At 57.5% G+C, this 24,250-nt stretch carries 26 protein-coding genes and 1 pseudogene; 18 read left to right on the forward strand and 9 right to left on the reverse strand.

Going from position 1 to position 24,250, the window contains the following annotated elements; genetic code table 11:
* Position 1 precedes the first annotated feature (1 nt).
* The 6 genes from atuC (at position 2) to ppnP (ending at position 6,659) form a co-directional block, all read left to right on the forward strand.
* Positions 2 to 1,618 (forward strand): geranyl-CoA carboxylase subunit beta, encoded by a 1,617-nt coding sequence (atuC, locus tag AC1D1M_RS06310; RefSeq protein WP_477774967.1) that lies wholly within the window; start codon positions 2 to 4, stop codon positions 1,616 to 1,618.
* A gap of 41 nt (positions 1,619 to 1,659) precedes the next feature.
* Positions 1,660 to 2,817, forward strand: a complete 1,158-nt coding sequence (gene atuD / locus AC1D1M_RS06315) for a citronellyl-CoA dehydrogenase (RefSeq protein ID WP_223550733.1) — start codon at positions 1,660 to 1,662, stop codon at positions 2,815 to 2,817.
* Positions 2,814 to 3,611, forward strand: coding sequence for an enoyl-CoA hydratase/isomerase family protein (locus AC1D1M_RS06320; protein WP_477774968.1), 798 nt, complete (start codon positions 2,814 to 2,816; stop codon positions 3,609 to 3,611). The genes atuD and AC1D1M_RS06320 overlap by 4 nt, the downstream gene beginning before the upstream one ends.
* A 119-nt stretch (positions 3,612 to 3,730) precedes the next feature.
* Positions 3,731 to 5,692, forward strand: a complete 1,962-nt coding sequence (locus tag AC1D1M_RS06325) for an acetyl/propionyl/methylcrotonyl-CoA carboxylase subunit alpha (RefSeq protein ID WP_477774969.1) — start codon at positions 3,731 to 3,733, stop codon at positions 5,690 to 5,692.
* A 70-nt stretch (positions 5,693 to 5,762) separates the two neighbouring features.
* Complete coding sequence (locus AC1D1M_RS06330) at positions 5,763 to 6,305, forward strand: 3'-5' exonuclease (RefSeq protein ID WP_477774970.1); 543 nt, start codon at positions 5,763 to 5,765, stop codon at positions 6,303 to 6,305.
* Between the two features lie 69 nt (positions 6,306 to 6,374).
* A complete protein-coding gene (gene ppnP, locus AC1D1M_RS06335; RefSeq protein WP_007940055.1) occupies positions 6,375 to 6,659 on the forward strand; it encodes a pyrimidine/purine nucleoside phosphorylase in 285 nt (94 codons plus the stop codon).
* Positions 6,660 to 6,729: 70 nt separating this feature from the next.
* Here ppnP and AC1D1M_RS06340 read toward each other — a convergent pair whose 3' ends face one another.
* Positions 6,730 to 7,536 (reverse strand): MOSC domain-containing protein, encoded by an 807-nt coding sequence (locus tag AC1D1M_RS06340; RefSeq protein ID WP_477774971.1) that lies wholly within the window; start codon positions 7,534 to 7,536, stop codon positions 6,730 to 6,732.
* Between the two features lie 88 nt (positions 7,537 to 7,624).
* Positions 7,625 to 8,560 (reverse strand): chemotaxis protein CheV, encoded by a 936-nt coding sequence (locus AC1D1M_RS06345; RefSeq protein ID WP_477774972.1) that lies wholly within the window; start codon positions 8,558 to 8,560, stop codon positions 7,625 to 7,627.
* A 463-nt stretch (positions 8,561 to 9,023) separates the two neighbouring features.
* On the opposite strand from AC1D1M_RS06345, the gene AC1D1M_RS06350 reads away from it, so the two are divergent.
* The 3 genes from AC1D1M_RS06350 to AC1D1M_RS06360 all read left to right on the forward strand — a co-directional run bounded on the left by AC1D1M_RS06350 (position 9,024) and on the right by AC1D1M_RS06360 (position 11,525).
* Positions 9,024 to 9,494, forward strand: coding sequence for a hypothetical protein (locus AC1D1M_RS06350; RefSeq protein ID WP_477774973.1), 471 nt, complete (start codon positions 9,024 to 9,026; stop codon positions 9,492 to 9,494).
* Positions 9,495 to 9,975: 481 nt separating this feature from the next.
* The gene (locus AC1D1M_RS06355; RefSeq protein WP_477775268.1) at positions 9,976 to 10,869 is read left to right on the forward strand and encodes a sensor histidine kinase; all 894 of its coding nucleotides are present in this window, start codon (positions 9,976 to 9,978) and stop codon (positions 10,867 to 10,869) included.
* Positions 10,866 to 11,525 (forward strand): response regulator, encoded by a 660-nt coding sequence (locus AC1D1M_RS06360; RefSeq protein WP_477774974.1) that lies wholly within the window; start codon positions 10,866 to 10,868, stop codon positions 11,523 to 11,525. The genes AC1D1M_RS06355 and AC1D1M_RS06360 overlap by 4 nt, the downstream gene beginning before the upstream one ends.
* Here AC1D1M_RS06360 and AC1D1M_RS06365 read toward each other — a convergent pair.
* Positions 11,509 to 11,654, reverse strand: a pseudogene (locus tag AC1D1M_RS06365) (lipid kinase YegS); the annotation flags it as partial. The gene AC1D1M_RS06360 and the pseudogene AC1D1M_RS06365 overlap by 17 nt on opposite strands.
* Positions 11,655 to 11,823: 169 nt before the next feature.
* Here AC1D1M_RS06365 and AC1D1M_RS06370 point away from each other — a divergent pair.
* Entirely contained in the window at positions 11,824 to 12,138 is a 315-nt protein-coding gene (locus tag AC1D1M_RS06370) for a hypothetical protein (protein WP_477774975.1), read from the forward strand.
* Positions 12,139 to 12,202: 64 nt separating this feature from the next.
* Here AC1D1M_RS06370 and AC1D1M_RS06375 read toward each other — a convergent pair whose 3' ends face one another.
* Together AC1D1M_RS06375 and moaB are read right to left on the reverse strand one after the other, a co-directional pair.
* A complete protein-coding gene (locus AC1D1M_RS06375) occupies positions 12,203 to 13,429 on the reverse strand; it encodes a molybdopterin molybdotransferase MoeA (protein ID WP_477774976.1) in 1,227 nt (408 codons plus the stop codon).
* Positions 13,413 to 13,952: a molybdenum cofactor biosynthesis protein B gene (gene moaB, locus AC1D1M_RS06380; protein ID WP_223456911.1), complete on the reverse strand. Its 540-nt coding sequence runs from the start codon at positions 13,950 to 13,952 to the stop codon at positions 13,413 to 13,415. The genes AC1D1M_RS06375 and moaB overlap by 17 nt, the downstream gene beginning before the upstream one ends.
* Positions 13,953 to 14,033: 81 nt before the next feature.
* On the opposite strand from moaB, the gene mobA reads away from it, so the two are divergent.
* Positions 14,034 to 14,636 (forward strand): molybdenum cofactor guanylyltransferase MobA, encoded by a 603-nt coding sequence (gene mobA, locus AC1D1M_RS06385; RefSeq protein WP_477774977.1) that lies wholly within the window; start codon positions 14,034 to 14,036, stop codon positions 14,634 to 14,636.
* A gap of 78 nt (positions 14,637 to 14,714) precedes the next feature.
* On the forward strand, positions 14,715 to 14,936 hold the full coding sequence (locus AC1D1M_RS06390) for a YgdI/YgdR family lipoprotein (protein WP_007994800.1): 222 nt from the start codon (positions 14,715 to 14,717) through the stop codon (positions 14,934 to 14,936).
* Between the two features lie 84 nt (positions 14,937 to 15,020).
* On the opposite strand, the gene AC1D1M_RS06395 is transcribed toward AC1D1M_RS06390, so the two are convergent.
* From AC1D1M_RS06395 to AC1D1M_RS06410, 4 genes are all read right to left on the reverse strand, one after another.
* The gene (locus AC1D1M_RS06395; RefSeq protein WP_477774978.1) at positions 15,021 to 15,911 is read right to left on the reverse strand and encodes a pseudouridine synthase; all 891 of its coding nucleotides are present in this window, start codon (positions 15,909 to 15,911) and stop codon (positions 15,021 to 15,023) included.
* Between the two features lie 334 nt (positions 15,912 to 16,245).
* Entirely contained in the window at positions 16,246 to 16,563 is a 318-nt protein-coding gene (locus AC1D1M_RS06400) for a hypothetical protein (RefSeq protein ID WP_008020364.1), read from the reverse strand.
* A gap of 172 nt (positions 16,564 to 16,735) precedes the next feature.
* Positions 16,736 to 16,972, reverse strand: coding sequence for a glutaredoxin family protein (locus tag AC1D1M_RS06405; protein WP_150726312.1), 237 nt, complete (start codon positions 16,970 to 16,972; stop codon positions 16,736 to 16,738).
* Between the two features lie 104 nt (positions 16,973 to 17,076).
* Positions 17,077 to 18,285, reverse strand: a complete 1,209-nt coding sequence (locus tag AC1D1M_RS06410) for an ammonium transporter (protein ID WP_477774979.1) — start codon at positions 18,283 to 18,285, stop codon at positions 17,077 to 17,079.
* A 328-nt stretch (positions 18,286 to 18,613) separates the two neighbouring features.
* Between AC1D1M_RS06410 and AC1D1M_RS06415 the strand changes: the two genes are divergently transcribed.
* The 6 genes from AC1D1M_RS06415 (at position 18,614) to AC1D1M_RS06440 (ending at position 24,250) form a co-directional block, all read left to right on the forward strand.
* Positions 18,614 to 18,928 carry an ElaB/YgaM/YqjD family protein gene (locus AC1D1M_RS06415; protein ID WP_477774980.1) on the forward strand — a complete coding sequence of 105 codons (315 nt, stop codon included), beginning with the start codon at positions 18,614 to 18,616 and terminating at the stop codon, positions 18,926 to 18,928.
* A gap of 1 nt (position 18,929) precedes the next feature.
* Positions 18,930 to 19,319: a phage holin family protein gene (locus AC1D1M_RS06420; RefSeq protein ID WP_477774981.1), complete on the forward strand. Its 390-nt coding sequence runs from the start codon at positions 18,930 to 18,932 to the stop codon at positions 19,317 to 19,319.
* Complete coding sequence (locus AC1D1M_RS06425; protein ID WP_477774982.1) at positions 19,316 to 19,660, forward strand: hypothetical protein; 345 nt, start codon at positions 19,316 to 19,318, stop codon at positions 19,658 to 19,660. Before AC1D1M_RS06420 ends, AC1D1M_RS06425 begins: the two co-directional genes overlap by 4 nt.
* Before the next feature lie 156 nt (positions 19,661 to 19,816).
* Entirely contained in the window at positions 19,817 to 21,145 is a 1,329-nt protein-coding gene (locus AC1D1M_RS06430; RefSeq protein ID WP_008020358.1) for a deoxyguanosinetriphosphate triphosphohydrolase, read from the forward strand.
* Between the two features lie 178 nt (positions 21,146 to 21,323).
* Positions 21,324 to 21,716 (forward strand): response regulator, encoded by a 393-nt coding sequence (locus AC1D1M_RS06435; protein WP_477774983.1) that lies wholly within the window; start codon positions 21,324 to 21,326, stop codon positions 21,714 to 21,716.
* A gap of 407 nt (positions 21,717 to 22,123) precedes the next feature.
* On the forward strand, positions 22,124 to 24,250 hold the full coding sequence (locus AC1D1M_RS06440; RefSeq protein WP_477774984.1) for a hypothetical protein: 2,127 nt from the start codon (positions 22,124 to 22,126) through the stop codon (positions 24,248 to 24,250).

The following is a 24,250-nucleotide window of genomic DNA, read 5'->3' on the forward strand; positions in this document are numbered from 1 at the left end:
CATGCCGGTGATTCAGTCGCAACTCGATCCCCACAGCGAGCCGTTCGCCCAGAACCGCGCGGCGATGCTGAACGCCATCGAGCAAGTTCGCGTGCTCGAACAGAACCTGCTGAACAAGGCTGCCGAAGCCAAACCCAGGTTCGAAAAACGCGGCCAACTGCTGCCCCGCGAGCGCCTCAATCTGCTGCTGGACCCCGGCGCGCCGTTTCTCGAACTGGCCAGCCTGGCCGGCTACAAGCTGCACGACGACAAGGACGGTAGCTCCGCCGGTGGCGGTTTGATCGCCGGTATCGGCTACGTGTCCGGCGTGCGCGTGCTGGTGGTGGCGAACAACAGCGCGATCAGGGGCGGGACCATCTCCCCCAGCGGCTTGAAGAAATCCCTGCGCCTGCAACAGATCGCCATGGAAAACAAACTGCCGGTGATCACCCTCGCCGAAAGCGGCGGCGCCAACCTCAATTACGCGGCGGAAATCTTCGTCGAAGGCGCGCGCAGCTTTGCCAATCAGGCGCGAATGTCGGCCATGGGGTTGCCGCAGGTCACCGTGGTGCACGGCTCGGCCACGGCGGGCGGTGCCTATCAGCCGGGGCTGTCGGATTACGTGGTGGTGGTGCGCGGCAAGGCCAAGCTGTTTCTCGCCGGCCCGCCACTGCTCAAGGCCGCCACCGGCGAAGTCGCCACCGATGAAGAGCTGGGCGGCGCCGAGATGCACGCACAAACCGCCGGCACCGCCGAATACCTGGCTGAAAACGACGCCGACGGTGTGCGTCAGGTGCGCGAGATTGTCAGCCTGCTGCCGTGGAATGAGCAGTTGCCCCAACCACCCGAACGTCGCTGGGAGGAGCCGCGCTACCCCATCGACGAACTGCTGGGCCTGATCCCGGATGACCCGAAAAAACCCTACGACGTGCGCGAAATTATCGCTCGTCTCGCCGACGCTTCGAACTTTCTTGAATTCAAAGGCGAGTTCGATCAGCAGACCGTTTGCGGCCACCTGAAAATTCAGGGCCGCGCCTGTGGCTTCATCGGCAACAATGGCCCGATCACGCCAAAAGGCGCGAGCAAGGCCGCCCAGTTCATCCAGCTGTGCGACCAGAGCCAGACGCCGCTGCTGTTTTTCCACAACACCACCGGATTCATGGTCGGCACCGAATCGGAACAACAAGGCGTGATCAAACACGGCGCGAAGATGATTCAAGCGGTGGCCAACGCCCGAGTGCCAAAACTGACCATCGTCGTCGGTGGCTCCTATGGCGCCGGCAACTATGCAATGTGCGGACGCGGCCTCGACCCGCGTTTCATCTTCGCCTGGCCCAACAGCCGCACCGCCGTGATGGGCGGCGCGCAAGCCGGCAAAGTGCTGCGCATCGTCACCGAGGCCAAACAGGCCAAGGACGGCCTGGTGCCCGATCCGAAAATGCTCGACATGCTGGAACAGGTCACCGCGCAGAAACTCGACAGCCAGTCCACAGCGCTCTACGGCAGCGCCAACCTGTGGGACGACGGTTTGATCGACCCGCGCGATACCCGGACCTTGCTGGGTTACTTGCTGGACATCTGCCTGGAGGCCGAAGTGCGGCCGTTGCAAGCCAACAGCTTTGGTGTCGCGCGCTTTTAATCAGCGCGAGAACAATCAGGATCAAAAGGAGAACAATAAAAATGATCTTCACCCAGGAACACGAAGCACTGCGCCGCACCGTGCGCCAATTCGTCGAGCACGAGATCAACCCGCACGTCGAGGAATGGGAAAAGGCCGGGCGCTTCCCCATCCACGACATCTTCCGCAAAGCCGGCGACCTCGGCCTGCTGGGCATTTCCAAACCGGAAAAATTCGGCGGCATGGGCCTCGACTACAGCTATTCGATCGTCGCCGCCGAAGAGTTCGGCACCATTCATTGCGGCGGCATCCCGATGTCCATCGGCGTGCAAACCGACATGTGCACGCCGGCGCTGGCACGTTTCGGCTCCGATGAATTGCGCGACGAATTCCTGCGCCCGGCCATCAGCGGCGAGCAGGTCGGCTGTATCGGCGTCTCCGAAGTCGGCGCCGGCTCTGACGTCGCCGGGCTGAAAACCACGGCGCGCAAGGACGGCGACGACTACGTGATCAACGGCAGCAAGATGTGGATCACCAACTCGCCGAGCGCCGACTTCATCTGCCTGCTGGCTAACACCTCCGACGACAAACCGCACATCAACAAGTCGCTGATCATGGTGCCGATGAACACGCCGGGCATCAGCTTGAGTTCGCATCTGGACAAGCTCGGCATGCGCAGCTCGGAAACCGCCCAGGTGTTTTTCGACAACGTGCGCGTACCGCAGCGCAATCGCATCGGCCATGAAGGTGCGGGGTTCATGATGCAGATGCTGCAGTTCCAGGAGGAACGCCTGTTCGGCGCGGCCAACATGATCAAGGGCCTGGAGTACTGTGTCGACAGCACCATCGAATACTGCAAGGAGCGCAAAACCTTTGGCAACGCGCTGATCGACAATCAGGTGATCCACTTTCGCCTGGCTGAACTGCAAACCGAAATCGAATGCCTGCGGGCGCTGGTCTATCAGGCCACCGAGCAATACGTCAAAGGCCAGGACGTCACGCGCCTGGCGTCCATGGCCAAGCTCAAAGCCGGTCGATTGGGCCGCGAAGTCAGTGACAGTTGCCTGCAATACTGGGGCGGCATGGGCTTCATGTGGGACAACCCGGTGGCCCGCGCCTACCGTGACGTGAGGCTGGTATCGATTGGCGGCGGCGCCGACGAAATCATGCTGGGGATCATCTGCAAACTGATGGGCATCCTGCCGGGGAAAAAGAAATGAGCAGCCTGCCGGTTTGCCAGACCTTGTTGCTGGAACTGCACAACGGCGTGTTGCACGTCACCCTCCATCGCCCGGACAGCCGCAATGCGATGAGCTTGAAGATGGTCACCGAGTTGCGCTCGGTGCTGGCAGCCGTGCGCGACGATCGAGGGGTTCGGGCACTGGTAATCGGCGGTGCCGGTGGCCACTTCTGCGCCGGCGGCGATCTCAAGGACATGGCCAACGCTCGCGCTCAAGGTTCGAGCGCTCACCGTGATTTGAACCGGGTGTTCGGTGCGCTGCTGCAAGAGGTGCAACACGCCCCCCAAGTGGTGATCACTGTGTTGCAAGGTGCGGTGCTCGGCGGCGGTCTCGGCCTGGCCTGTGTCAGCGATATCGCCCTGGCCGATCACCAGGCGCAATTCGGCCTGCCGGAAACCAGCCTCGGCCTGCTGCCGGCGCAGATCGCGCCGTTCGTGGTGCAGCGCATCGGCCTGACCGAGGCCCGAAGACTGGCCCTGACCGCGGCCCGTTTTGATGGCCACCAGGCACGGCGCATGGGGCTGGTGCATTTTGTCGAGCATGATCCGCAGGCCCTGGCCGAGCGTCTCGATGAGGTGTTGGCACATGTGTTGTGTTGTGCGCCCGAGGCGAATGCGATGACCAAGAAACTTTTGCTGGCGAGTGCCGGACAACCGACCGATGCCATGCTCGATCAAGCGGCCGAATGGTTCAGCGAAGCTGTGATCGGGGCAGAAGGCGTCGAGGGAACGATGGCCTTCGTACAAAAACGCAAACCGGGGTGGGCTTCATGAAAAGCATCGCGAGCAAGCTCGCTCCCACATTGGATTTGTGTCGTTCATAAACCCTGTGGGAGCGAGCTTGCTCGCGATGAGTCCCGACCAGACACTGCTAAAAATCAGAGAGCCAACCCATGCCCGGACTCAAAAAAATCCTCATCGCCAACCGCGGTGAAATCGCCTGTCGCATCCAGCGCACGGCCCAGGCGCTGGGCTATCGCACGGTCGCCGTGTTCAGCGATGCCGACGCCGATGCCCTGCATGTGCAGATGGCCGACGAGGCGGTCAACATCGGCTCGGCCGCGGTGCAACAGTCTTATTTGAACATCCCGGCCATCCTCGACGCGGCTCGGCGCACCGGCGCGGACGCGATCCATCCGGGCTACGGCTTCCTCTCGGAAAACGCCGGGTTTGCCCTCGCCTGCCAGGACGCGGGCATCACCTTCATCGGCCCCAGCCCCGAGGCCATCGAACTGATGGGCAGCAAGCGCCTGTCGAAGATCGCCATGCTCGAAGCCGGTGTGCCCTGCATCGAAGGTTATCAAGGCGCCGGACAGGACGACGCGACCCTGAGACGCGAAGCCGAGCGCATCGGCTATCCGTTGATGATCAAGGCCAGCGCTGGCGGCGGTGGACGTGGCATGCGCCTGGTGCACGACGCCAGCGATTTGCTGGAACAGATCCGCACCGCGCGCTCCGAAGCCCTGAACGGTTTTGGCAGCGGCGAACTGATTCTTGAACAGGCACTGGTCGAACCACGTCATGTCGAGGTTCAGCTGTTCGGTGACCGGCATGGCAACCTGATTTACCTCGGTGAGCGCGATTGCTCGGTGCAGCGCCGGCATCAGAAAGTCATCGAGGAAGCACCCTGCCCGGTGATGACGCCTGAACTGCGGCAGGCCATGGGCGAAGCGGCGCTCAAGGCCGGTCGGGCAGTGCAGTACGTCGGCGCGGGCACCGTGGAGTTTTTGCTGGATGCACGCGGGCAGTTCTATTTCCTGGAGATGAACACCCGGTTGCAAGTGGAGCACCCGGTGACCGAACTGATCACCGGGCTGGACCTGGTGGCCTGGCAGTTGAATATCGCCGAAGGGCAGCCGCTGCCCTTGCGCCAGGAGCAGGTGCAACTCCACGGGCACGCCATGGAAGTGCGCCTGTATGCCGAAGATCCGGCCCAGGGTTTCCTGCCGCAAACCGGGCGCGTCGTGGCCTGGGAACCGGGATTGCAGGACGGTGTGCGGATCGACCACGGCCTGATCGAAGGCCAGGTCATCAGTCCCTTCTACGACCCGATGCTCGGCAAGCTCATCGCCCACGGTGCCACCCGCGAAGAAGCCCGACGCAAATTGCTGCGGGCGGTACAAGACAGTGTGCTGCTGGGCGTGCAAAGCAATCAGTGCTTGCTCGCCAGCCTGCTGGAACACCCGCAGTTCGCCCGCGGTGAATTCAGTACCGGGTTCATCGCGCAGCATTTTTCCGAGCATCCTTGCCTGCATTCCCACACCCCTGGCGCGCACCATGTAGCCATCGCCGCCGCCCTGTTCTATCAGGCTGCGGCACAGGCTCATCCGGCCCCGCTTGGCGGTTGGCGCAACAACGCCAGCGTGCCGCTGCACTATCGCATCGGCCTTGAAGATCAGGACTGGCCGGTAGCGTTGCAGGCGACCCCGGGCCAGCCGATGCTCATTCAGGTCGCCAAGCGCAGCCTCGAACTGAAGATCATCCACAACGACGGACGCTGGGCCACCCTTGAGATTGATGGGATCCGCCAGCGCCACGCTTATCGCCTGGAGGCCGGGCAACTCTGGCTGTTTACCCGCCCAGGCAGCCTGCAGTTTGAGGATCGCACCCAGGCACAGGTGACCTGCCAGGCCGGTGCCAGCTCCGGCACCCTCAAGGCACCGATGGACGGGGCGATTGTCGACGTCCTGGTCAATGAAGGCAGCCCCGTGAGCAAGGGCCAGTTGCTGGTAGTACTGGAGGCGATGAAAATGGAACACCCGTTGAAATCGGGCATCGACGGTGTACTGAAACGCCTGCAAGTCAAAATCGGGGATCAGGTGAAAAACCGGCAGATTCTGTTGGAGGTCGAATAAGCCGCTAGGCGGAACCGCCGGGTTTGGCTACGCTCAAACCCTACAGGACGCGGATACCAGGAAACCTGCAATGCCTCACTGGCTGGTCATTGATCTGGAGGCCACCACCGATGAAGGGGGTTGGCCCGTAACGGATATGGAAATCATTGAAATCGGCGCCACCCTGGTGGACCGCAAGGGGCGTGAACTGGACCAGTTCCAGCGCTTCGTCCGCCCTGTGCGGCGGCCGTTGCTGACGCCGTTTTGCCGCGAGCTGACGCACATCACCCAAGCCAACATCGATGCCGCGCAACCGCTGGGCGAAGTCTGGCCGGAATTTGAACGCTGGCTCGGCCAACACCACACGCGACTTGAGGGCTGGGCCAGTTGGGGCGATTACGATCGCAAACAACTGCTTCAGGATTGGCAGCAACTGGGACTCGCCAGCATGCTGGCCAACGTGCCGCACATGAACCTCAAACAACGCTTTGCCAAGGCCCGACGACTGGAACGTCCGCTGGGATTAAACGGCGCGTTGCAACTGGCCGGCTTGCAGTTCAACGGCCAACAACACCGGGCACTGGAAGATGCGCGCAATACCGCACGCCTGCTGCCGCTGGTTCTGCCGCTTTAGACAGGTGACGACGCCAAGGGCCTTGTGCATACTGGCCGGCCCTTTTTAGCCCTTTTCGAGGAATCGCCCATGTTTAAAGTCAACGAGTACTTCGACGGCACCGTCAAGTCGATCGCCTTTGGCACCGCAGAAGGTCCAGCGACCATCGGCGTCATGGCTCCGGGCGAGTACGAATTCGGCACCAGCCAGCGTGAAATCATGCACGTGGTCAGCGGCGCATTGACCGTCAAACTGCCAGACAGCAGCGACTGGGAAACCTTCGCTGCCGGCAGCCAGTTCAACGTGCCGGCCAATAGCAAGTTCCAGCTGAAAGTCGCTGTAGACACCGCTTACCTGTGCGAATACCGCGGCTAAACCCGCGGGGTTTCACAGAAATAAAAATGCCCGTGTTTTTCGACACGGGCATTTTTTATTCTGCGGAAAATTATTCGAGGATCTCCACCGGCATGCCGACTTCGAGTCGACCATTGCCGTCGTTGACCAGGTTCTGGCCGAACATTGCGCCGTCCGCCTGCGAACGATATTTCTGCAAGGTTGCCAGGGGTTCGCGGTCGTCGCTGCGCTCCCCGGTTTGCGGGTCGATGGTGGTCAGGATGCAGCGTGAACAGGACTTGACCACGCGAAACTCGACCTCGCCGATACGGATACGCTTCCAGCCGTCTTCGGCGAACGCTTCACTGCCTTCGATCACCAGGTTTGGTCGGAAACGCAGCATCTCCAACGGACGCCCGACCCGTTGCGACAGGTCCTCGAGGGACGCCTGGCCAATCAGCAACAGCGGATAGCCATCGGCGAACGCCACCTGATCGTCATCCTTGCCGTAACCCGCCTCCGTCATCCGCGCCCGATCAAGCGGCACTTGCACCAGTCGTGTCGGTTTGCCAATGAACTGGCTGACCCAGGCCCCAGCTTCATCGCCTGCATCGGGGACTCGCAAGGTGTCGCGCCAGATCGTCACGCCACGCAGTGCTGCATCGCTGCCGGGCAAGGCAATGTCGATCGACGAATGACCGGGCGCGCTGAGGGTCAAGCCACCCTCGGCATTCCACAACGCCGACAACTGGCTCATCTGCGCCACTGCACGCTGGGTCAGGAAGCGACCGCTGGCCTCGTCCACCAGCATCCAGCGTCGATCGCCGTCCAGCCCGAGTTTATCGAGACCGATCTGTTGCAGCGTCTCGCCCCTGGCGGACTTCAACGGATAACGATACAGCGCGCTCAGACGCAACATGGCCAGCTCCCTGGTAGGCAAAAACGCCACCCTATACGAGCTTGATGATCGAATCAAAGAGCAAAATGTATGGGAGCGCAGGACCCGCTCAGGCCGGTACTTCGTCAAGCATCAGGCGCTGGCGTACCACGTCGACGAGTTTGTCCGGCTGGAACTTGGAGAGGAAATTGTCGCAGCCGACCTTCTTGACCATCGAGTCGTTGAAGCTGCCAGACAGCGAGGTATGCAGCACCACGTACAAGCCGCGCAGGCGCGGATCGTTGCGAATTTCAGTGGTCAGGCGATAGCCATCCATTTCCGGCATTTCCGCATCGGTGAAGACCATCAGCAGTTTGTCGTTCATGTGTACGCCGGTATCAGCCCAGGCCTTGAGCATGTTCAAGGCCTTCAACCCGTCGCTGGCGATGTGCATCTTCACGCCCAATTGCCCAAGGGTATCGCGCAATTGCGCCAGGGCCACGTTCGAGTCATCCACCAGCAGCACCTCACGGCCACGGGCACGCTCCAGCACCGGATCTTCGAGCTTGTCGCGGGAGACTTTGGCGTTGTACGGGACGATTTCGGCCAGGACCTTTTCGACGTCGATGATTTCCACCAGTTGATCATCGACTTTACTGATGGCCGTCAGGTAGTGCTGGCGGCCGGCACTGCTCGGTGGCGGCAGGATGGCTTCCCAGTTCATGTTGACGATCCGGTCCACGCCACCGACCAGGAAGGCCTGAACGGAACGGTTGTATTCGGTGACGATAATCGTGCTGCCAGGCCCCGGCACCAACGGGCGCATGCCAATGGCCTGGGACAGATCGATCACCGGCAGGGTCTGGCCACGCAGGTTGACCACGCCGCACACAAAAGGATGGCGCTGCGGCATCAGCGTCAACTTTGGCAGCTGCAAGACTTCCTGTACTTTAAAGACGTTGATCGCGAACAATTGCCGCCCGGCGAGCCGGAACATGAGAATTTCCAGGCGATTCTCACCCACCAGTTGCGTGCGTTGGTCTACCGTGTCGAGAATGCCGGCCATCAATGACTCCTGGTCTTGTTCGGATGATTTCACTTAAAGAAGGTTATCGGCTGTTTTTGCCGAAGCTTGACCCTCTCTAAAATGCCACGCCCAGGCATTGATGTCACATTAACATCATGCTTTACTGGCGCTGTGATTACATCTGCTGCACTTCTGCGCCACGCGACCCTGGTTCTCGCGAAAGGTTCCCCTGCGTAAGGGATTCCCCTATCAACAATCAGGCGCAACCTGATATTCGCAATATCCAATAGCCATTAATGTGACGCCATTCTCATTGCAGGAACGGAGTCAGGCTTTTGTGTGCGATCGCAAGTAAGTGGCCAACCACCCTCTCGTGTTCCCCAGCCTGCCTCCGGGCCAGCCGCGGCTCGTTCACCCGACGACTCGGCAATGCCGGGGTCCCGACCGCCCTCGTCGACACACACGATATCCCCTCATTTGACATGACGTTGTGGAGATAAGTATGCCGAACGACCGTAAAGAGTGGGCCCAGCGGCTCCCCGGTTTTCTCGTCGAAGCTGAAACACTCCTGGTTAAAACCGAGGAATGCCTGAGTCATCTGCAGCTGATCAGCAATGACAAGGACGCCATCGACTGTCTGCTCAGCATACTGCTCAAGCTAGCCAACAAGGCCGATGCCCTGGCGTTGGCGGCCGTGTCTGAATTCTCTCTGCATATTCATGGCCTGCTCAACCACGCACAGAACACCATGAGCCTGCACGACGACGCGCTGAGTGCCCTGAAAGACTGCCTGACCCTGATTGCCTGGCAGCTCGAACTCATCGACCAGACCACCGGGCAACTCAGCCTCGACGACAGCGAGCAGGTCACCCTGATCGAAGCCTTTGCCTTTCAGGTCGGGCAAAGCCGGTTTCAACCACCGGTCAATTCCAGACCGTTCACTCTCGTGTCCTATTCGGAACGACAGGCCTGAACTAACCCAACTATGCCGTATGGCGTGTCTTGGTTATCAATACCGCGCTGTAAGTTGAGTGCGCACATGTCGCAAATGAATATTTCATAGCTGTAAGCGACATCTTTAAGCAACCACTATTGCCCATCGACAATTGCGCGCCTGCCTTGACCAGGGTATTCGGGGCAATCGGCGTTTTGCGGCGGCAACAACCAACTTGTTCCATTATGGAAGCATTGTCCAAACGACTGGATTCCTGACTTTTCGGACATACATACAGACGCGACCAACGGTATCTTAAGTGCTACCATTCCGCCTGTTAGTTGACGCCAATTAATGGCAGTGTGAATTGCAGCCGGATACAGCTCGCTGTAGTTCGCAGTTGAACTCTCCAACAAAAAAGTACATCCCGTTGAAGTCGGCGCTCCACATGAAAAAACAGGGGCCTGTCAGCCAGCATGACCGGTCAGCCCGCAGCGAACATCCATTGGCTCCATCCGCTATGCACGCCAGCCTCAAGTCAATCGCCAAGTGGCCACCCTCCCGGGAAAATGCACGCACATTCACGCTGTCGCTATGCGCCTGCTCGACCCTCGGCAGTCTACTGGTCTATGGCTTGTCCATCCCGTTGCCCCTGTCATTGCTGGCGCTCAACGTTGCGGCGCTGACCGGTGTTGCCGTGCAGTACTGCCTCTCGCGCAAATCGATCAAATTCCAGCCCCAGGAATTGGCCGACCGGCTGTTGCAGGTCCAGGAAAACGAGCGTCACCGGCTGAGCCGCGAACTGCATGACGACATCGGTCAATTGCTGACCGCTGCAAAACTGCAAAGTGACTGGCTCAAACGCCGGATGCCCGAAGAACTCCAGGGGCAATGCTCGGTCCTCTGCGACACGCTGGAAGAAACCCTGACCAAAGTTCGTGACGTATCCGCCATTCTCAATCCCCGGCAGTTGACCAGCCTCGGGCTGGAAGCCAGTCTGCGCGCACACCTGCTCAAGACCCTGGCCAACACCCCGGTGCACTGGAGCCTGGAATGCCAGCAGCGCCTGACCGGCATACCGGAGGAAATGGCCGTGGCGGCTTTCCGTATTACCCAGGAAGCGGTCACAAACATCCTGCGACATGCCCAGGCCAAGAACCTGCTAGTGTGCCTGCAGCGTCTGCCCCAAGGCCTGAAGTTGCAGATCAGCGATGATGGTCAGGGCTTCGCGCCCGCAACAGACCCTGGTCGTGAAGGGCAACGCGGTATGGCCGGGATGTCGGAACGGATCGATCAACTGGGAGGCACACTGACCATTACCAGCGAGCCGGGCAAAGGCACTCAAATCGAAGCTCTTTTTCCCTGGGCGCCACGTGCGCTCGAACGGGCCAGTTCGAATAAGGTTATGCATTGACTTGTAATTTACTACTGGTGGATGACCACTCGCTGATCAGGGCTGGCGTGCGCGCCCTGGTAATGGATCTGCCCGGCTATGCCGTCATCGGTGAGGCCAGTGACGGCTCACAGTTGCTGGAAATGGTCGGGCATCTGTCCCCGGATATTGTCCTGCTGGATATTTCGATGCGCCACACCGGCGGCCTCGAAGCCTTGCAGCAGCTCAAGCGAGTGCGCCCGCAGAGCAAGGTCCTGATCCTCTCTATGCATACCGACCCGGCCCTGATCATGCAGGCGCTGGAGTCCGGAGCCCATGGCTACCTGCTCAAGGACACCACGGCGACCGAGCTCGAGCACGCGCTGGAGGCCTTGCGCAACAACGAGCGCTATCTGAGCCCGGCGATTGCCCACACGGTGATCAACCAGGCGCTGAACCGAAACCAGAAGCACCAACCCGAACCTGCCGACTCGCACAACCTGACGGCACGTCAGCTGGAAATCCTGCGGTTGATCGTTCGCGGAAAATCCACCCGAGAGATCGCCAACGGCCTGGGGCTGAGCGTCAAGACCGTCGAAACCCACCGCTCGCAGATCATGAAGCGTCTGCAGATCTACGATGTGGCAGGCCTGGTGCTGTTTGCCGTGCGCGAACAAATCATCAGCCTTGATGACTAGGTACTTCTCCAGCACGTAACAGCGGCGAATCGTCAGGCAGATGCACGAGTAACGCCGCTGGGCGAACCGAGAAACGCAGGTTGTCCCCTTCCAGGGCAGGCGCGCACGAATAAACATGCTGTCGACGCCAGAAGCCCCCCGTTAAAAGTCGCAAGAAAACGAATTACTTCCAGTCGGACAGTCTTGATCCCCCCACGCGGCAGGATTTTTCTTACAAAACGTGAGGAATCGGCTCAATTGACCGGAAATGTGAATTGGTAGACTTTGAGGCTACAGCAGGACATCACAAGGAAGTGCCATGCAAAGCCAAAACCTCGCATCACCGGCCATTTCGGTCTTGCCGCTCACAGATAATAAAAATGCAGGCCATCGAGCTGAATGCCGCAACAGCACAAAAACCACGGGAGAAGTCGATATGGAACCTCGCGTCACCGAGCTGGAAACACACCTCAAGCACATACGCAGGGACATGGACGAAGTCCGGGATGACGTCAAATCCATCAAGCACAGGCTTGCCTATTCCGCCTGCGGAACAGCCGTGATCCTCGGCCTGCTTGGCTGGATCGCCAATAGCCGTTTTGAGCAGGTTATTTCATTGCTTCTGGCGCATTAAGTTGCCATCAACACAAGACCCGGTTCAATCAACCGGGTTTTGTGTGACAAAGTCGCTGAAACTATCAGCTCAGGACTTCGCTCAGCGGAATGAAGAAAACGCTATCACCCTGAACCAGCGTGCGATCCTCCAGGACTTCTACCAGCCCATCAGCCCAGGCAGCACTGCGCAGCACACCAGAACTCTGGTTCTTGTAGATCGTCGCCCTGCCGTTTTCCAGCCGTCCGCGCAAATACTCACGCCGATTGCCTGGTTTGAGCCAGTCAAATCCTGCCGGCACCTGCACCTTCAGCGGCTCAACTTTTTTTACACCCTGACGACGCAGGAGATAGGGCCTGGTCAACAAAGCAAAAGTCACGAGGGTCGATGCCGGATTGCCCGGCAAGCCAATCACCGGCACACCGCGAAAATGTCCAAACGTCAGCGGTTTACCGGGCTTGATGGCAAGTTTCCATAACGTCAATTCGCCCTCTTCGCGCAAGGCGATGCCCAGAAAATCGGCTTCTCCTACCGATACGCCACCGGTCGAGAGGATCAGGTCGACATCCTTCAACTCACCCAATCTGGAGCGAGTGGTTTCCAGATTGTCCGGCAGAATTCCCGCGTCGACGACCTCACACCCCAAACGCTGCAACCAGCTACACAACAATACCCGGTTGCTGTTGTAGATTTGTCCCGGCCCCAGCATCTGCCCCGGCTCAATCAGTTCGTCGCCGGTGGACAGCACCGCCACACGCACCTTGCGAACGACTTCCAGCTCAGCGCATCCCAATGAGGCAGCCAATCCTTGCTCGATCGGCCCCAGCCGCGTACCTGCCGGCAGAATCAACTCGCCGACGGTGCTTTCCTGGCCTTGCGGACGGATGTTCTGGCCTTGGGTCAAGGCTTCGGTGAAACGTACTCGCTCATCCGCCTGGACCTCGGCGTTTTCCTGCATCTCAACGCAATCGGCACCAGCGGGAACAGGCGCCCCGGTGAAAATGCGCGCACAGGTTCCTGGCTGCAACGGATCGGGGGCCTGGCCGGCAAACACCTTCTGACTGACCACCAACGGCTCTCCCGTCCAGTCGGACATGCGCAAGGCATAACCGTCCATGGCACTGTTGGGCCAGGGCGGCAGATCAAGCGTCGACACCAGATTTTCAGCCAGTACACGCCCCTGTACCTGCGCCAACGGCAAGCGTTCACGCTCGACAATCCTTGAGGCCTCGGCCATTTCCAGCAAGCGCGCCAACGCCTGCTCGACAGGCATCAGACTGCCAGACTTACCAGGCTTACCCACGGGATTCACAAGGCGCTGCCTGTTTCAAGTGAGGCACAAAATTGCACGGGCGATGCCGCGAATCCAGCTGCTCGGCCAGTATGCCGTCCCAACCGGTGCGCACGGCATTGGTCGAGCCCGGCAAGCAGCAAACCAGCGTGCCGTTGGCCAGACCGGCCAACGCCCGGGACTGAACGGTCGAGGTGCCGATATCGGCAACCGAGATCTGGCGGAACAGTTCACCAAATCCATCAACCTGTTTGTCCAGCAGGCAACCGACGGCTTCCGGCGTGCTATCGCGCCCGGTAAAACCGGTGCCGCCGGTGATCAGCACCACCTGCACGACATCGTCGGCAATCCAGTTGGCGACTTGCGCGCGAATTTTGTAGAGGTCATCTTTGAGCAACACCCGGGCTGCCAGGTAATGACCGGCAGCGGTCAAGCCGTCGACAAAGACCTGACCTGAAGTGTCGGTTTCCAGAGTGCGGGTATCGCTGACAGTCAGCACTGCAATGTTCAGCGGTGCGAAAGGTACATCAGCCTTGGCTTTCATAGGCTCGTCCAGTTGTAGGAGAAACAGCCCGGTGTTATATCACAGCGCTCCGTTTTTTCGCCGCTCCCATGGAGACCTGCCATGACCACGAATTCACAATTGCCGCCCTGCTCCATTCTGCTCCTGGCGGGCGGTCGCGGCCAACGTATGGGCGGTCGGGATAAAGGGTTGCTGGACTGGCACGGCGAACCGCTGATCGCACACTTGCATCGCAAGACCCGTTCGCTGACCGATGACCTGATCATCTCCTGCAATCGTAACCTTGAGAAGTACGAGCCCTACGCCGACCAGCTGGTCCACGATGATGAAGGTGACTTCCCCGGGCCGCTGGCCGGAATTCGCGCAGGCCTGAAAGCGGCTCGCCATACTCATCTGCTGGTCTTGCCCTGTGACGTCCCGGGCATTGATGCGGCGCTGATCGGCAACATGCGCGAGACCGCCAACCTGCATCCGGACAAGCCGCTGATGATACGGCATGACGATCACTGGGAACCGTTGTTGTGCGTGATTCCTGTGCTGCACAGGGCAGCATTTGAAAATGCCTGGAACGAAGGTGAACGCAGCCCTGGCCGGTTGATGCGCAAGCTCGGCGCGACCACGCTGCAATGCCCCGACAAAGACCCTCGGCTGGCCAACCTCAACACGCCGGAACTGTTAAGCGGTCATGACACTGTGTCAGACTGAGATTAATCAGGAACTTGCGCGGACGGTGCACGTCTCAAGCTCAGTAACCAAAGATTTCTTATTCGGAGACACACACTCATGACTCAACGGACCCTCGCCACTTTCATGCTTGCACTCGGCCTCGCCACCCTCGCCGGTTGCGCCTCGCCTACGGTGATCACCTTGAATGACGGTCGCGAAATCCAGGCCGTCGACACGCCACAGTTCGACAAGGATTCCGGTTTCTACGAATTCGAACAGCTCGACGGCAAACAGACCCGCATCAACAAAGACCAGGTTCGTACCGTTAAAGAGCTGTAATCCTGGCGCCGCCGGATACAGAAAAGCCCGCTTGATGCGGGCTTTTTCATGCCTGAAGAACAGCGCTTAAGGGTAGCTACTTGTTCACCATTGCAGGGTGATTTCACTCTCGAACTCTCGCGTCTGGCCCGTGACCGGATCGATAAATTTCAGCCCCTGCGCCAGCAGTTTCAAAGGATTGGCGTAGTCATCCTGCGCATCCTTGAGCACCTCGGGGTAAAACGGGTCGTTGCAGATACCAGCCCCCAACGCCGCCATATGTACCCGCAGTTGATGTTTCTTGCCCGTCACCGGGTAAAGACCATAACGCCAGAGATCCCCCTGTTTCTCCCTGACTTCGACCGCCGTCTCGGTGTTGCTGGCCCCTGGCCCTTCCTGCATGCGGAAGAACGGTTCGCCATCGACCAGTCGGCTTTTATGAACCAACGGGAAAGCAAGGTCAGGCAACGCCTTTGCGATGGCCTCGTAGCGCTTTTCGATCTGCCGGGTTGGAAACAACGACTGATAAGCCGAACGACTCTGCGGATTGGCGGAAAACAGCACCAACCCTGCGGTATGCCGGTCGATGCGATGCAATGGCACCAGATGCGGATTGTCCAGGCGACGGATCAAGCGCCTGAGCAGCGTCTGTTCGACGTATTCGCCAGCCGGCGTCACGGGCAGGAAATGCGGTTTGTCGGCCACCACCAGATGCTCGTCCGCGTACAGAATCGACTCGATCACCGGGATCGGTTTTTCATCCGGCACTTCGCGAAAGTAATGAATCCGCAAACCTTCCCTGTAGGCCAGATCGAGGGCAATCGGCATACCCTGCCCATCGAGGACCCGGCCACGGGCGATTCTGTCCAGCCATTGTTCACGACCGATGGCGCTGAAATGCTCACTCAGGCAATCGACAACGGTCTGCCACGGACCTGGTGGCAAGTAGAGCGTACTGGCCTGGCTGTGTGCCGCGGAAAAAGAAGAAGTGGACATACGAAAGCTCTAACCTCAGTGCAGAGCGGCATTATCCAACAGCAAGGGGAATGAACCTAGGGGGCGTTCTCAATTAGTTTTCCCGTCGCGTTGTCGCCTTAAAGCGGGCCAGGAAAGGCGCAGGCCGCTGGAAATGGTTGTTCCCTTTCCAAGACCTGCAACGCAGCCTGGCCCGTTTTAAGGCACAACCCGAAGGGCCGGGCCTGCTGTTGTGCAGGGCTGCGTTGCTCGAAGCTTATTTGGAATGACCAAACCACGCTTCTCACGCCTTGCCCTGCACAACAGCAGGCCCGGCGCGGCGTGAAAACTAATTGAGAACGCCCCCTAAGATTCCTCAAGCCGGGATCTGCGTGCGCGCCGCCGCTTCGGTGTATTCCTTGAGCCAGCGCAGTACATCGACCGCCTCCCAGCGCGCGGGGTCATACAGGGCGTACAACAATCCCTGATAACCCACGACATCGAGTTGCCGGTGATATCCCGCGCGTTGAAACAAGGCTTCGATTTCTGCGAAACAGGTATTGAAATGCGTTTTGTTGAAGGGCGTTTTCCCCTCGGTCACCAGACCATCCAGACGCAACTCAAGGACGGCCTCGCGCACGACGTCTGCGGACATCCGGTTCACGCTGTTCTTCAACTGTTCGACATTGACCACGATTCATCCCTCTCACGCCCGGGCTTGCCTGCTCACTCCCGAAAATCACGAACGGCAAGGCAGGCACCGCGAATAACTGTATACGCATACAGTATCCGATCAACACTGAATAAGCCAAGGGGATCAATCGCAAAGTTCGACAGGCGGGACATGCCACCAGCGCAAAAGCCGCTCAACGCAGGAACGCCACCACCTGATCGGCACTGAACGGCCAGCCCAGTTCAGCACCGGTATCGACTCGCCGCAACACCGGAATTCGCAGGCTGTAGGCTGCGAACCATGTTTCATCGTCGGCAATGTCCACCAGTTCCACCAGCAGGCCGCGCTCGACGAACTCCATTAACATGGCTTCGGCTACTTCACAGAGATGGCATCCAAGGGTGCCGAACAGCTGACATTCGGGAGGCATGAGCGCTCAACCAGTAAATGAAGTGACCATTCTAGGCCTGCCCCGAAAAACCGTCGAGCCATTGAGGCCCCTGCCCTGATGCCACCGTCGATAAAAGACCCGAATCAGTCCTGGCTCACGGCGCCGATCTTGTGGATCGACAGGTCCGCGCCGTAATACTCCTCTTCCTGACTCAAGCGCAATCCATGCAACGCCTTGATCACGCCATACACGGCAAACCCGCCGGCCAGTGCCACAGTGATGCCCAGCGCAGTGCCGATCAACTGGCTGATCAGACTGACCCCACCCAGCCCGCCCAAAGCGCTCTGGCCGAAAATGCCGCAGGCAATACCGCCCCACACGCCGCACAAGCCATGCAACGGCCACACACCCAAGACATCGTCGATGTGCCATTTACCTTGGGCCGCGGTAAAGCACCAGACAAACAGGCCCCCCGCAATGGCACCGGTGACCAGCGCCCCCACAGGATGCATCAGGTCGGAACCGGCACAGATTGCCACGAGCCCCGCCAACGGGCCGTTGTGCAGAAAGCCGGGGTCGTTGCGCCCGACAATCAGCGCCGCCACCGTACCGCCAACCATGGCCATCAACGAGTTCACCGCCACCAGTCCGCTGACACCTTGCAGGGTTTGCGCGCTCATGACGTTGAAGCCGAACCAGCCAACAATCAGGATCCACGAGCCCAACGCCAGAAACGGGATGCTCGATGGCGCGAACGCGACCAGCCGACCGTCGCGATAGCGGCCATTACGCGGCCCGAGCAACAGCACCGCCGCCAGTGCCAGCCAACCGCCCATGGCATGCACCACCACGGAGCCTGCGAAATCATGGAAACCGGCGCCAAAGCGCTCCAGCAACCAGGCTTGCAAACCCAGGTTGCCGTTCCAGACAATGCCTTCGAAGAACGGATAGATGAACGCGACAATCAACGCGGTTGCACACAGTTGCGGGACAAACYGGGCGCGCTCCGCGATCCCTCCGGAAATGATCGCCGGGATCGCCGCGGCAAAGGTCAGCAGGAAGAAAAACTTCACCAGTCCATAACCATGGTCGGCATTGAGCACGGCCGCTGGCTGCATGAACGTCACGCCATAGGAAATCCAATAGCCTATAAAGAAGTAGGCCAGTGTCGAAACGGCGAAGTCGCTGAGAATTTTCGACAACGCATTGACCTGGTTTTTCTGTCGCACGGTTCCGACTTCGAGAAAGGCAAAACCGGCGTGCATGGCCAGAACCATGACCGCACCGATCAGAATGAACAGCGTGTTGGAGCTATGGACCAGGGTGTCCACAGCGCTTTGCAGATTTTCCATGGGATGGGCAGACCTTATGGCAGAAAAAAGCACCAAAGCAGTTCGCGACGACTGCCCATGCACCAAGTTGCAGCTTAAAGACATCAGCGGGCTGATCTCGTTGAACCACTTTGGCGCACAGACGCCGCCCAGGAAAAACGCGCCCCGGACGTTTACGCGAGTTTTTGATTGTTGGTCCTACGGTTTTACTGAAATCATGCCCGGCTATAGCGCAATGGTGCGGACCGGCGCACCACGACACAGCAAAAGTTGTACCAGTCATTTGTACTGAACCTTCGCCGAAGGCTCATACTCGAACGCATCAGAAAGCCACTTATGGAGATCCCCCATGGCCCGCACCCAGGCAAAGACTGCTCAAGAAATCCTGATAAACGACTTTCAGACGCTGGTCAGTGACACCGAACGGTTGCTGGAGCACACCGCGACCCTGGCCGGTGATCAGGCTGACGAGTTGCGCGAGCAGATTCACGACAGTCTCTTGCGTGCCCGTGAAACCCTGAAGCTGACCGAAGACTCCCTGCGCGAACACGGCAAGGCAGCTGTCACCGCCACGGAAGACTATGTCCAGGCCAACCCTTGGCAATCCGTCGGGATCGCGGCCGGTGTGGGTTTCCTGATCGGCCTGCTGGCTAGCCGGCGCTGATATGTCGATCGGTGAATCCGACCCGTCTGTAGCGGGAACCAGCTCCTCATCGCGGCGCCTGGGCGCTGCCTTCCTTGGATTGCTGCACAGCCATGTCGAACTGTTCGGCATCGAACTGCAGGAACAAAAAGCCCGCACCGTCAGCCTGCTGCTGTTTGCCGGGCTGACGTTGGTGTTTGCGTTGCTGCTGTTGGTAGGGCTGTCGACGCTGGTGCTGATCGTGTTCTGGGACACGTATCGCCTGACCGCCATCATCGGGCTCTGTGTGTTCTACACCCTCGCCGCCATATTCTGTGGAATGCGCTTGAGAGCGGCGATTTTCGATGAGTCCTCGCCCTTCCATGGCACGCTGGAAGAGCTGGCCAACGATCGGGAGCGTCTGCTGCCATGAGCCTGCCTGAATTGCCACACAACAGCTCACGCACGGAAATGCGCAAGGCCCTGATCCGCTTGCGCATGGAAATGCATCGTCAGGAAATCCGCCACGAATCCACGCAACTGCTACAACCCTTGCAACGTGTACGCGGGATCACACAAAACCTGAAGGACGGCTTCGGCATCAAGCACGCTCCACTCTGGGGCGTGGCCGCCGTTACCTTGCTGGGCTTTCTGACCGGCAAGGGTGCAAAAAACGGTGGCGGCCTCAGCAGCCTGACCCGGCTGATCCGCCTCGGCACCACACTCGGGCCGCTGATCACACTGATCATGCAAGGCTCTTCGCGCAAAGACTGATCAGTTTCTTTCTGGCTGCATTCTTGCCACGTCGACGGGATGCGCCCCTCTATCGAGGGGCCTCGATATCGACGCCGCCGGGTTGTAGTTCCGCTTGCAGGTCATGGCGCGAAACGGGAAGCTAGGCCATCAGTCACCTGACGGAGAGACCCCGCCTTGGATTGGCACACTCTGCTTACCCGCGAACGCCTCGGAAAGCCTCTGCACAGCCCTGAAGAACTCGGCCGCAGCCCTTTTCACAAAGACCACGACCGCATCATTTTCTCGGGGGCTTTCCGCCGCCTCGGGCGCAAGACCCAGGTCCATCCGGTGTCCAGCAATGATCACATTCATACGCGCCTGACCCACTCGCTGGAAGTCAGTTGCGTGGGTCGCTCACTGGGCATGCGGGTCGGCGAAACCATCCGCAACGCCCTGCCCGACTGGTGCGAACCCAGTGACCTGGGGATGGTGGTGCAATCGGCCTGCCTGGCACACGACATCGGCAACCCGCCTTTCGGCCACTCCGGTGAAGACGCGATCCGTCACTGGTTCCAGCAAGCCGCCGGCCGTGGCTGGCTGGACGCAATGAGTGAAGCCGAGCGCAATGACTTCCTGAATTTCGAAGGCAATGCCCAGGGCTTTCGGGTACTCACTCAACTGGAGTATCACCAGTTCGACGGCGGCACCCGACTGACCTATGCAACGCTGGGCACATACCTGAAGTATCCATGGACGGCCAAGCACGCCGACTCGCTGGGCTACAAGAAACACAAGTTCGGCTGTTATCAGAGCGAGCTACCGCTACTGGAGCAGATCGCCCATAAACTCGGCCTGCCGCAACTGGAGGAGCAACGCTGGGCGCGGCATCCGCTGGTGTACCTGATGGAGGCCGCCGACGACATCTGCTATGCACTGATCGATCTGGAAGACGGCCTGGAAATGGAGCTGCTGGAATACGCCGAAGTCGAGTCCCTGCTGCTGGGCCTGGTGGGCGATGACCTGCCGGAGACCTATCGCCAGCTCGGTCCCGGCGATTCGCGCCGACGCAAATTGGCGATCCTGCGCGGTAAGGCCATTGAGCACCTGACCAATGCCGCGGCCCGCGCCTTCGTCGAGCAACAGGACGCGCTGTTGGCCGGCACATTGCCCGGCGACTTGGTGGAGCACATGCACGGGCCCGCCAAGCGTTGCGTGTTGAACGCCAAGGACATGGCCCGCAAGAAAATCTTCCAGGACAAGCGCAAGACCCTGCACGAGATCGGCGCCTACACCACACTGGAAATCCTGCTCAACGCCTTTTGCGGCGCAGCGCTGGAGCAGCACAACGGACGTACGCCGTCGTTCAAAAGCCGCCGCATCCTTGATCTGCTGGGCAACAATGCACCCGATCCTCACGGCCCATTACACACTTCGTTTTTGCGCATGATTGATTTCATCGCCGGCATGACCGACAGCTATGCCAGCGACATGGCCTTGGAAATGACCGGACGCGCCAGCCACTGAGGTGTATCGATTGATCAGCCATTACGACATTCGTTATGGCTGATCCCCCCTACAAACTCCAACAGCACTCAAGTTTCGTCGAATCGCCCTACAGCACATGGCGAGCAAACTGATCGCTTCTCCGGCACTCTCGCGAAACAATCGCCCTCCCTTCTGTTCGACAGATGAAGTGCGCCCCATGGCCGAAGACGATCTACGCATCCTCGTGGTGGAAGACCATCCCTTCCAACTAATAGCCACTCAATACCTGTTGGAAAGTTATGGCTTCACCCGACTGACTACCACCGATAGCGCCAAAGGCGCCATGCAGCAAATGCTCGGGGCCGGCCAACCGTTCGACATTCTTTTATGCGATCAATGCCTGCCCGATCTGACGGGACTCGATCTGGTCCGGTTCGCCAGTCAGCGAGGGCTGATCAGACAGGCGATCATTCTGAGTAGCCTGACAACGTCTGAACTGGATGAGCTTGTGAAAACAGCCACTGATTACGGGCTGCCATTACTGGGTTACTTGATAAAACCACTGAAACAATCTGAATTTAGAGACTTGTTGACCTCAGTACCATTATAGAAAAAAGACACATATAAAAGCCGACAAATATACAGCGTAAAACTTACAAACAACTTCCTTCTAAAGTGCACCCAAGCGCTGGACTTTCTCAGCCTTCCTAATAAGAAATCTAGTTAATACGTAGTCCTATTCTTTTTAATTTGTAGGATTTTTCCTATATTGCTGCTACAGCTCGGTCAGTTCATGCGTCCCTTCAAGTATCTGAGCTAAGGTGCGCGCTTTATTTGAGCTCGCATGGGACTTGATTATGAACTCGAATATTTTTGTGGACATGGTAATAACGTCAAAATATTTATCCTCATAGATTTCAATTGGTTAACCAATCGAACGGCCAATTTTTGATACCGTAAATTTGACACCATCTTCAGCCCACCTATATTCAGGCAGAGCATCCTGAGGCTTCAGCCATGATCTCTTTCAAAATAGCCGCTGACGAAATTCTGTTTCAGCTCCCGTGGCCAAATAAGAAGCGCAGCAGAGAAATGGAACTACCAAGGCCGCCCCTAGCATCAGAAAGTAGTCTGAAGTCTATATGCAATGAAACGATTTTGATTTGTCAGAGATTTGCTCGAATTACAAAAACACATCGTATAAATGCACTCAAGAGAATATTAGGTTTCGCGACTGCTGAAGGAAAGGGCTTGCCAGCACTTGGCAGCTCAGAATGGAGAGCATTTGTTAGCGAGCACTACATATATCATCTTTCACACCCTGAAAAGCTGGACAAGAAAGGCGACAAAAAACTCGAAACCATGCGTATGGAATGGCGACAAGTACTCCATCTATATAAAAATCTCAAGCAAAGGCACATTATCCCCCTCGATATTGTCATTCCAACAATGAAGCAGCCCATAATCCCGGATGATGAAACAAGCGCAGATGTGTTGGACTCGGTTGAAGAAACACTATGGTCTTTGACGAATGTTGATGATTTATGGCCTAAGACGTACCTAGTAGACAAAAGCATCAATATCAGTACAGACAAATTCCTTGATAAGCTTCAAAGCGATCTTGAGACACGCACCCAAACGATTGTATTAGCTTGCGAGGGTTACTGGGAAAACGTAGTAATCTGCCAACGCATAGGCGAAAGCTTAATAAAATCTATACCTGTAGAAAAAATTGAAGCAGTTTTAGCATCAGGAAATTTCTACGTTAACCACCGATATATAGCTGACGCTTATAATCCAGACGGCGCCGCTTGGTTTTTAGCGATGATAGAGCATTTTTTTCTCCGGACAGGTGAGTTAGATGCTATTTCCTACAAGGCGATGAAAAAGATTCCATTTTTTCGCCCGTTCTGCAGAAACAGTTATATGCGAGCCAGAATGGATAAGGAGCTTAGAAAGATCGCTGGAGATTATGGTGCTCCAACTAGAAACATCAATGAGACGTTAAACAGACTATTGGGGTACCTTTCAGCGCGAGACTGCGGTGCAGCAGCCGCAATTCTAGCAGCTGAAAATCCGAAATTTAATCCCCACTCACTACGTACTGCAGATTATTTATCAGGGGACGACAAACCCATACATTATTACAATAGTGACCTGGATCGGCTAATGTGGAGTGTTAGTAAACCTCGGGCGATATCTCGAAAAGTCTCCGCGTTACCTCCCCGCAGCCATAAAATCTATGTAGAGCTTGTGAAAGCAACAATGAAAGCTCGAATACGACTAATGCTAGCTGGCGATATCAATTACAGAAAGATGTTTTTAACATCATCATATGAATGGGTTGGTTTAAGCAGCAGTCTTGATCAAATTTTCACTACTAAGTTAGGCGTTAGTCTATATCAAGCTTTGGAAAAAGAGCTTACTACCGGTGACGTATCAAGAAAAATATTTACATTAAAGCGAATTCGTGGAACTCAGGCGCTGATTAGCTTTTTAAAAGAAGGTACCTATCAGGCGGCTGCAAACACTTTAGGTAATTCTATTGCAGTCATCATAGTCAGGTACATTCCAAAGTGGTTGAAGCAGCGATGGAATGTGCGCATCCTCCGTACCTTCCAGACGAAACTGATTGTCTTGGCGACTAAAGGCAAGCCGTGGCATCTGGCAGCGAGCGATTTTCTAACAGAAAATGACTTATTTAACTTTATCATTAGAGAAGCGACAGTAAGTGTCGCTTCTGATCCAGTCTCAATTGATCTTAAACGCTATGCAGCTGAGCTTACGGAGGATGCCTTTCATCACCTGATCGAACGACTAGTGAATCACAAAGTAATTCTGAAACTAGATGCTGCCTCTTTAGCTGCCATATTTTTATTTTCAGAAATTCGTATAAACCCACGCATAAAACAATACGAAGATGTCACCTCGGGAATCACCGAAGAATCGATCACCACATTAGCCCGCCTATTACATTGCGCATACGATATAAGCAAAGACCCGAGCGCCAAAGGCACCATTATTGGGAATATTGCGGGTTTATCTATACCACATTTTCAGGCCGTGTACGTTGAAGCTTTAGACTTAAAATCTGAGCTAGCCAAAAAAGTCGTTAAAGTAGATGCCTTGATAAATGAGCTATAG

Source organism: Pseudomonas sp. P1_F7, assembly GCF_056405655.1.

Excerpts from the sequence above, each read along its gene's own strand:
- AC1D1M_RS06325 (WP_477774969.1), top strand. The coding sequence starts at position 3,731 with ATGCCCGGACTCAAAAAAATCCTCATCGCCAACCGCGGTGAAATCGCC.
- AC1D1M_RS06330 (WP_477774970.1), top strand. The coding sequence starts at position 5,763 with ATGCCTCACTGGCTGGTCATTGATCTGGAGGCCACCACCGATGAAGGG.
- AC1D1M_RS06340 (WP_477774971.1), bottom strand. The coding sequence starts at position 7,536 with ATGTTGCGTCTGAGCGCGCTGTATCGTTATCCGTTGAAGTCCGCCAGG.
- AC1D1M_RS06435 (WP_477774983.1), top strand. The coding sequence starts at position 21,324 with ATGGCCGAAGACGATCTACGCATCCTCGTGGTGGAAGACCATCCCTTC.
- ppnP (WP_007940055.1), top strand. The coding sequence starts at position 6,375 with ATGTTTAAAGTCAACGAGTACTTCGACGGCACCGTCAAGTCGATCGCC.
- moaB (WP_223456911.1), bottom strand. The coding sequence starts at position 13,952 with ATGAAAGCCAAGGCTGATGTACCTTTCGCACCGCTGAACATTGCAGTG.
- AC1D1M_RS06350 (WP_477774973.1), top strand. The coding sequence starts at position 9,024 with ATGCCGAACGACCGTAAAGAGTGGGCCCAGCGGCTCCCCGGTTTTCTC.
- AC1D1M_RS06345 (WP_477774972.1), bottom strand. The coding sequence starts at position 8,560 with ATGGCCGGCATTCTCGACACGGTAGACCAACGCACGCAACTGGTGGGT.
- AC1D1M_RS06415 (WP_477774980.1), top strand. The coding sequence starts at position 18,614 with ATGGCCCGCACCCAGGCAAAGACTGCTCAAGAAATCCTGATAAACGAC.
- AC1D1M_RS06395 (WP_477774978.1), bottom strand. The coding sequence starts at position 15,911 with ATGTCCACTTCTTCTTTTTCCGCGGCACACAGCCAGGCCAGTACGCTC.
- mobA (WP_477774977.1), top strand. The coding sequence starts at position 14,034 with ATGACCACGAATTCACAATTGCCGCCCTGCTCCATTCTGCTCCTGGCG.
- atuC (WP_477774967.1), top strand. The coding sequence starts at position 2 with ATGCCGGTGATTCAGTCGCAACTCGATCCCCACAGCGAGCCGTTCGCC.
- AC1D1M_RS06440 (WP_477774984.1), top strand. The coding sequence starts at position 22,124 with ATGATCTCTTTCAAAATAGCCGCTGACGAAATTCTGTTTCAGCTCCCG.
- AC1D1M_RS06420 (WP_477774981.1), top strand. The coding sequence starts at position 18,930 with ATGTCGATCGGTGAATCCGACCCGTCTGTAGCGGGAACCAGCTCCTCA.
- AC1D1M_RS06425 (WP_477774982.1), top strand. The coding sequence starts at position 19,316 with ATGAGCCTGCCTGAATTGCCACACAACAGCTCACGCACGGAAATGCGC.
- AC1D1M_RS06390 (WP_007994800.1), top strand. The coding sequence starts at position 14,715 with ATGACTCAACGGACCCTCGCCACTTTCATGCTTGCACTCGGCCTCGCC.
- AC1D1M_RS06405 (WP_150726312.1), bottom strand. The coding sequence starts at position 16,972 with ATGCCTCCCGAATGTCAGCTGTTCGGCACCCTTGGATGCCATCTCTGT.
- AC1D1M_RS06355 (WP_477775268.1), top strand. The coding sequence starts at position 9,976 with ATGCACGCCAGCCTCAAGTCAATCGCCAAGTGGCCACCCTCCCGGGAA.
- AC1D1M_RS06320 (WP_477774968.1), top strand. The coding sequence starts at position 2,814 with ATGAGCAGCCTGCCGGTTTGCCAGACCTTGTTGCTGGAACTGCACAAC.
- atuD (WP_223550733.1), top strand. The coding sequence starts at position 1,660 with ATGATCTTCACCCAGGAACACGAAGCACTGCGCCGCACCGTGCGCCAA.
- AC1D1M_RS06370 (WP_477774975.1), top strand. The coding sequence starts at position 11,824 with ATGCAAAGCCAAAACCTCGCATCACCGGCCATTTCGGTCTTGCCGCTC.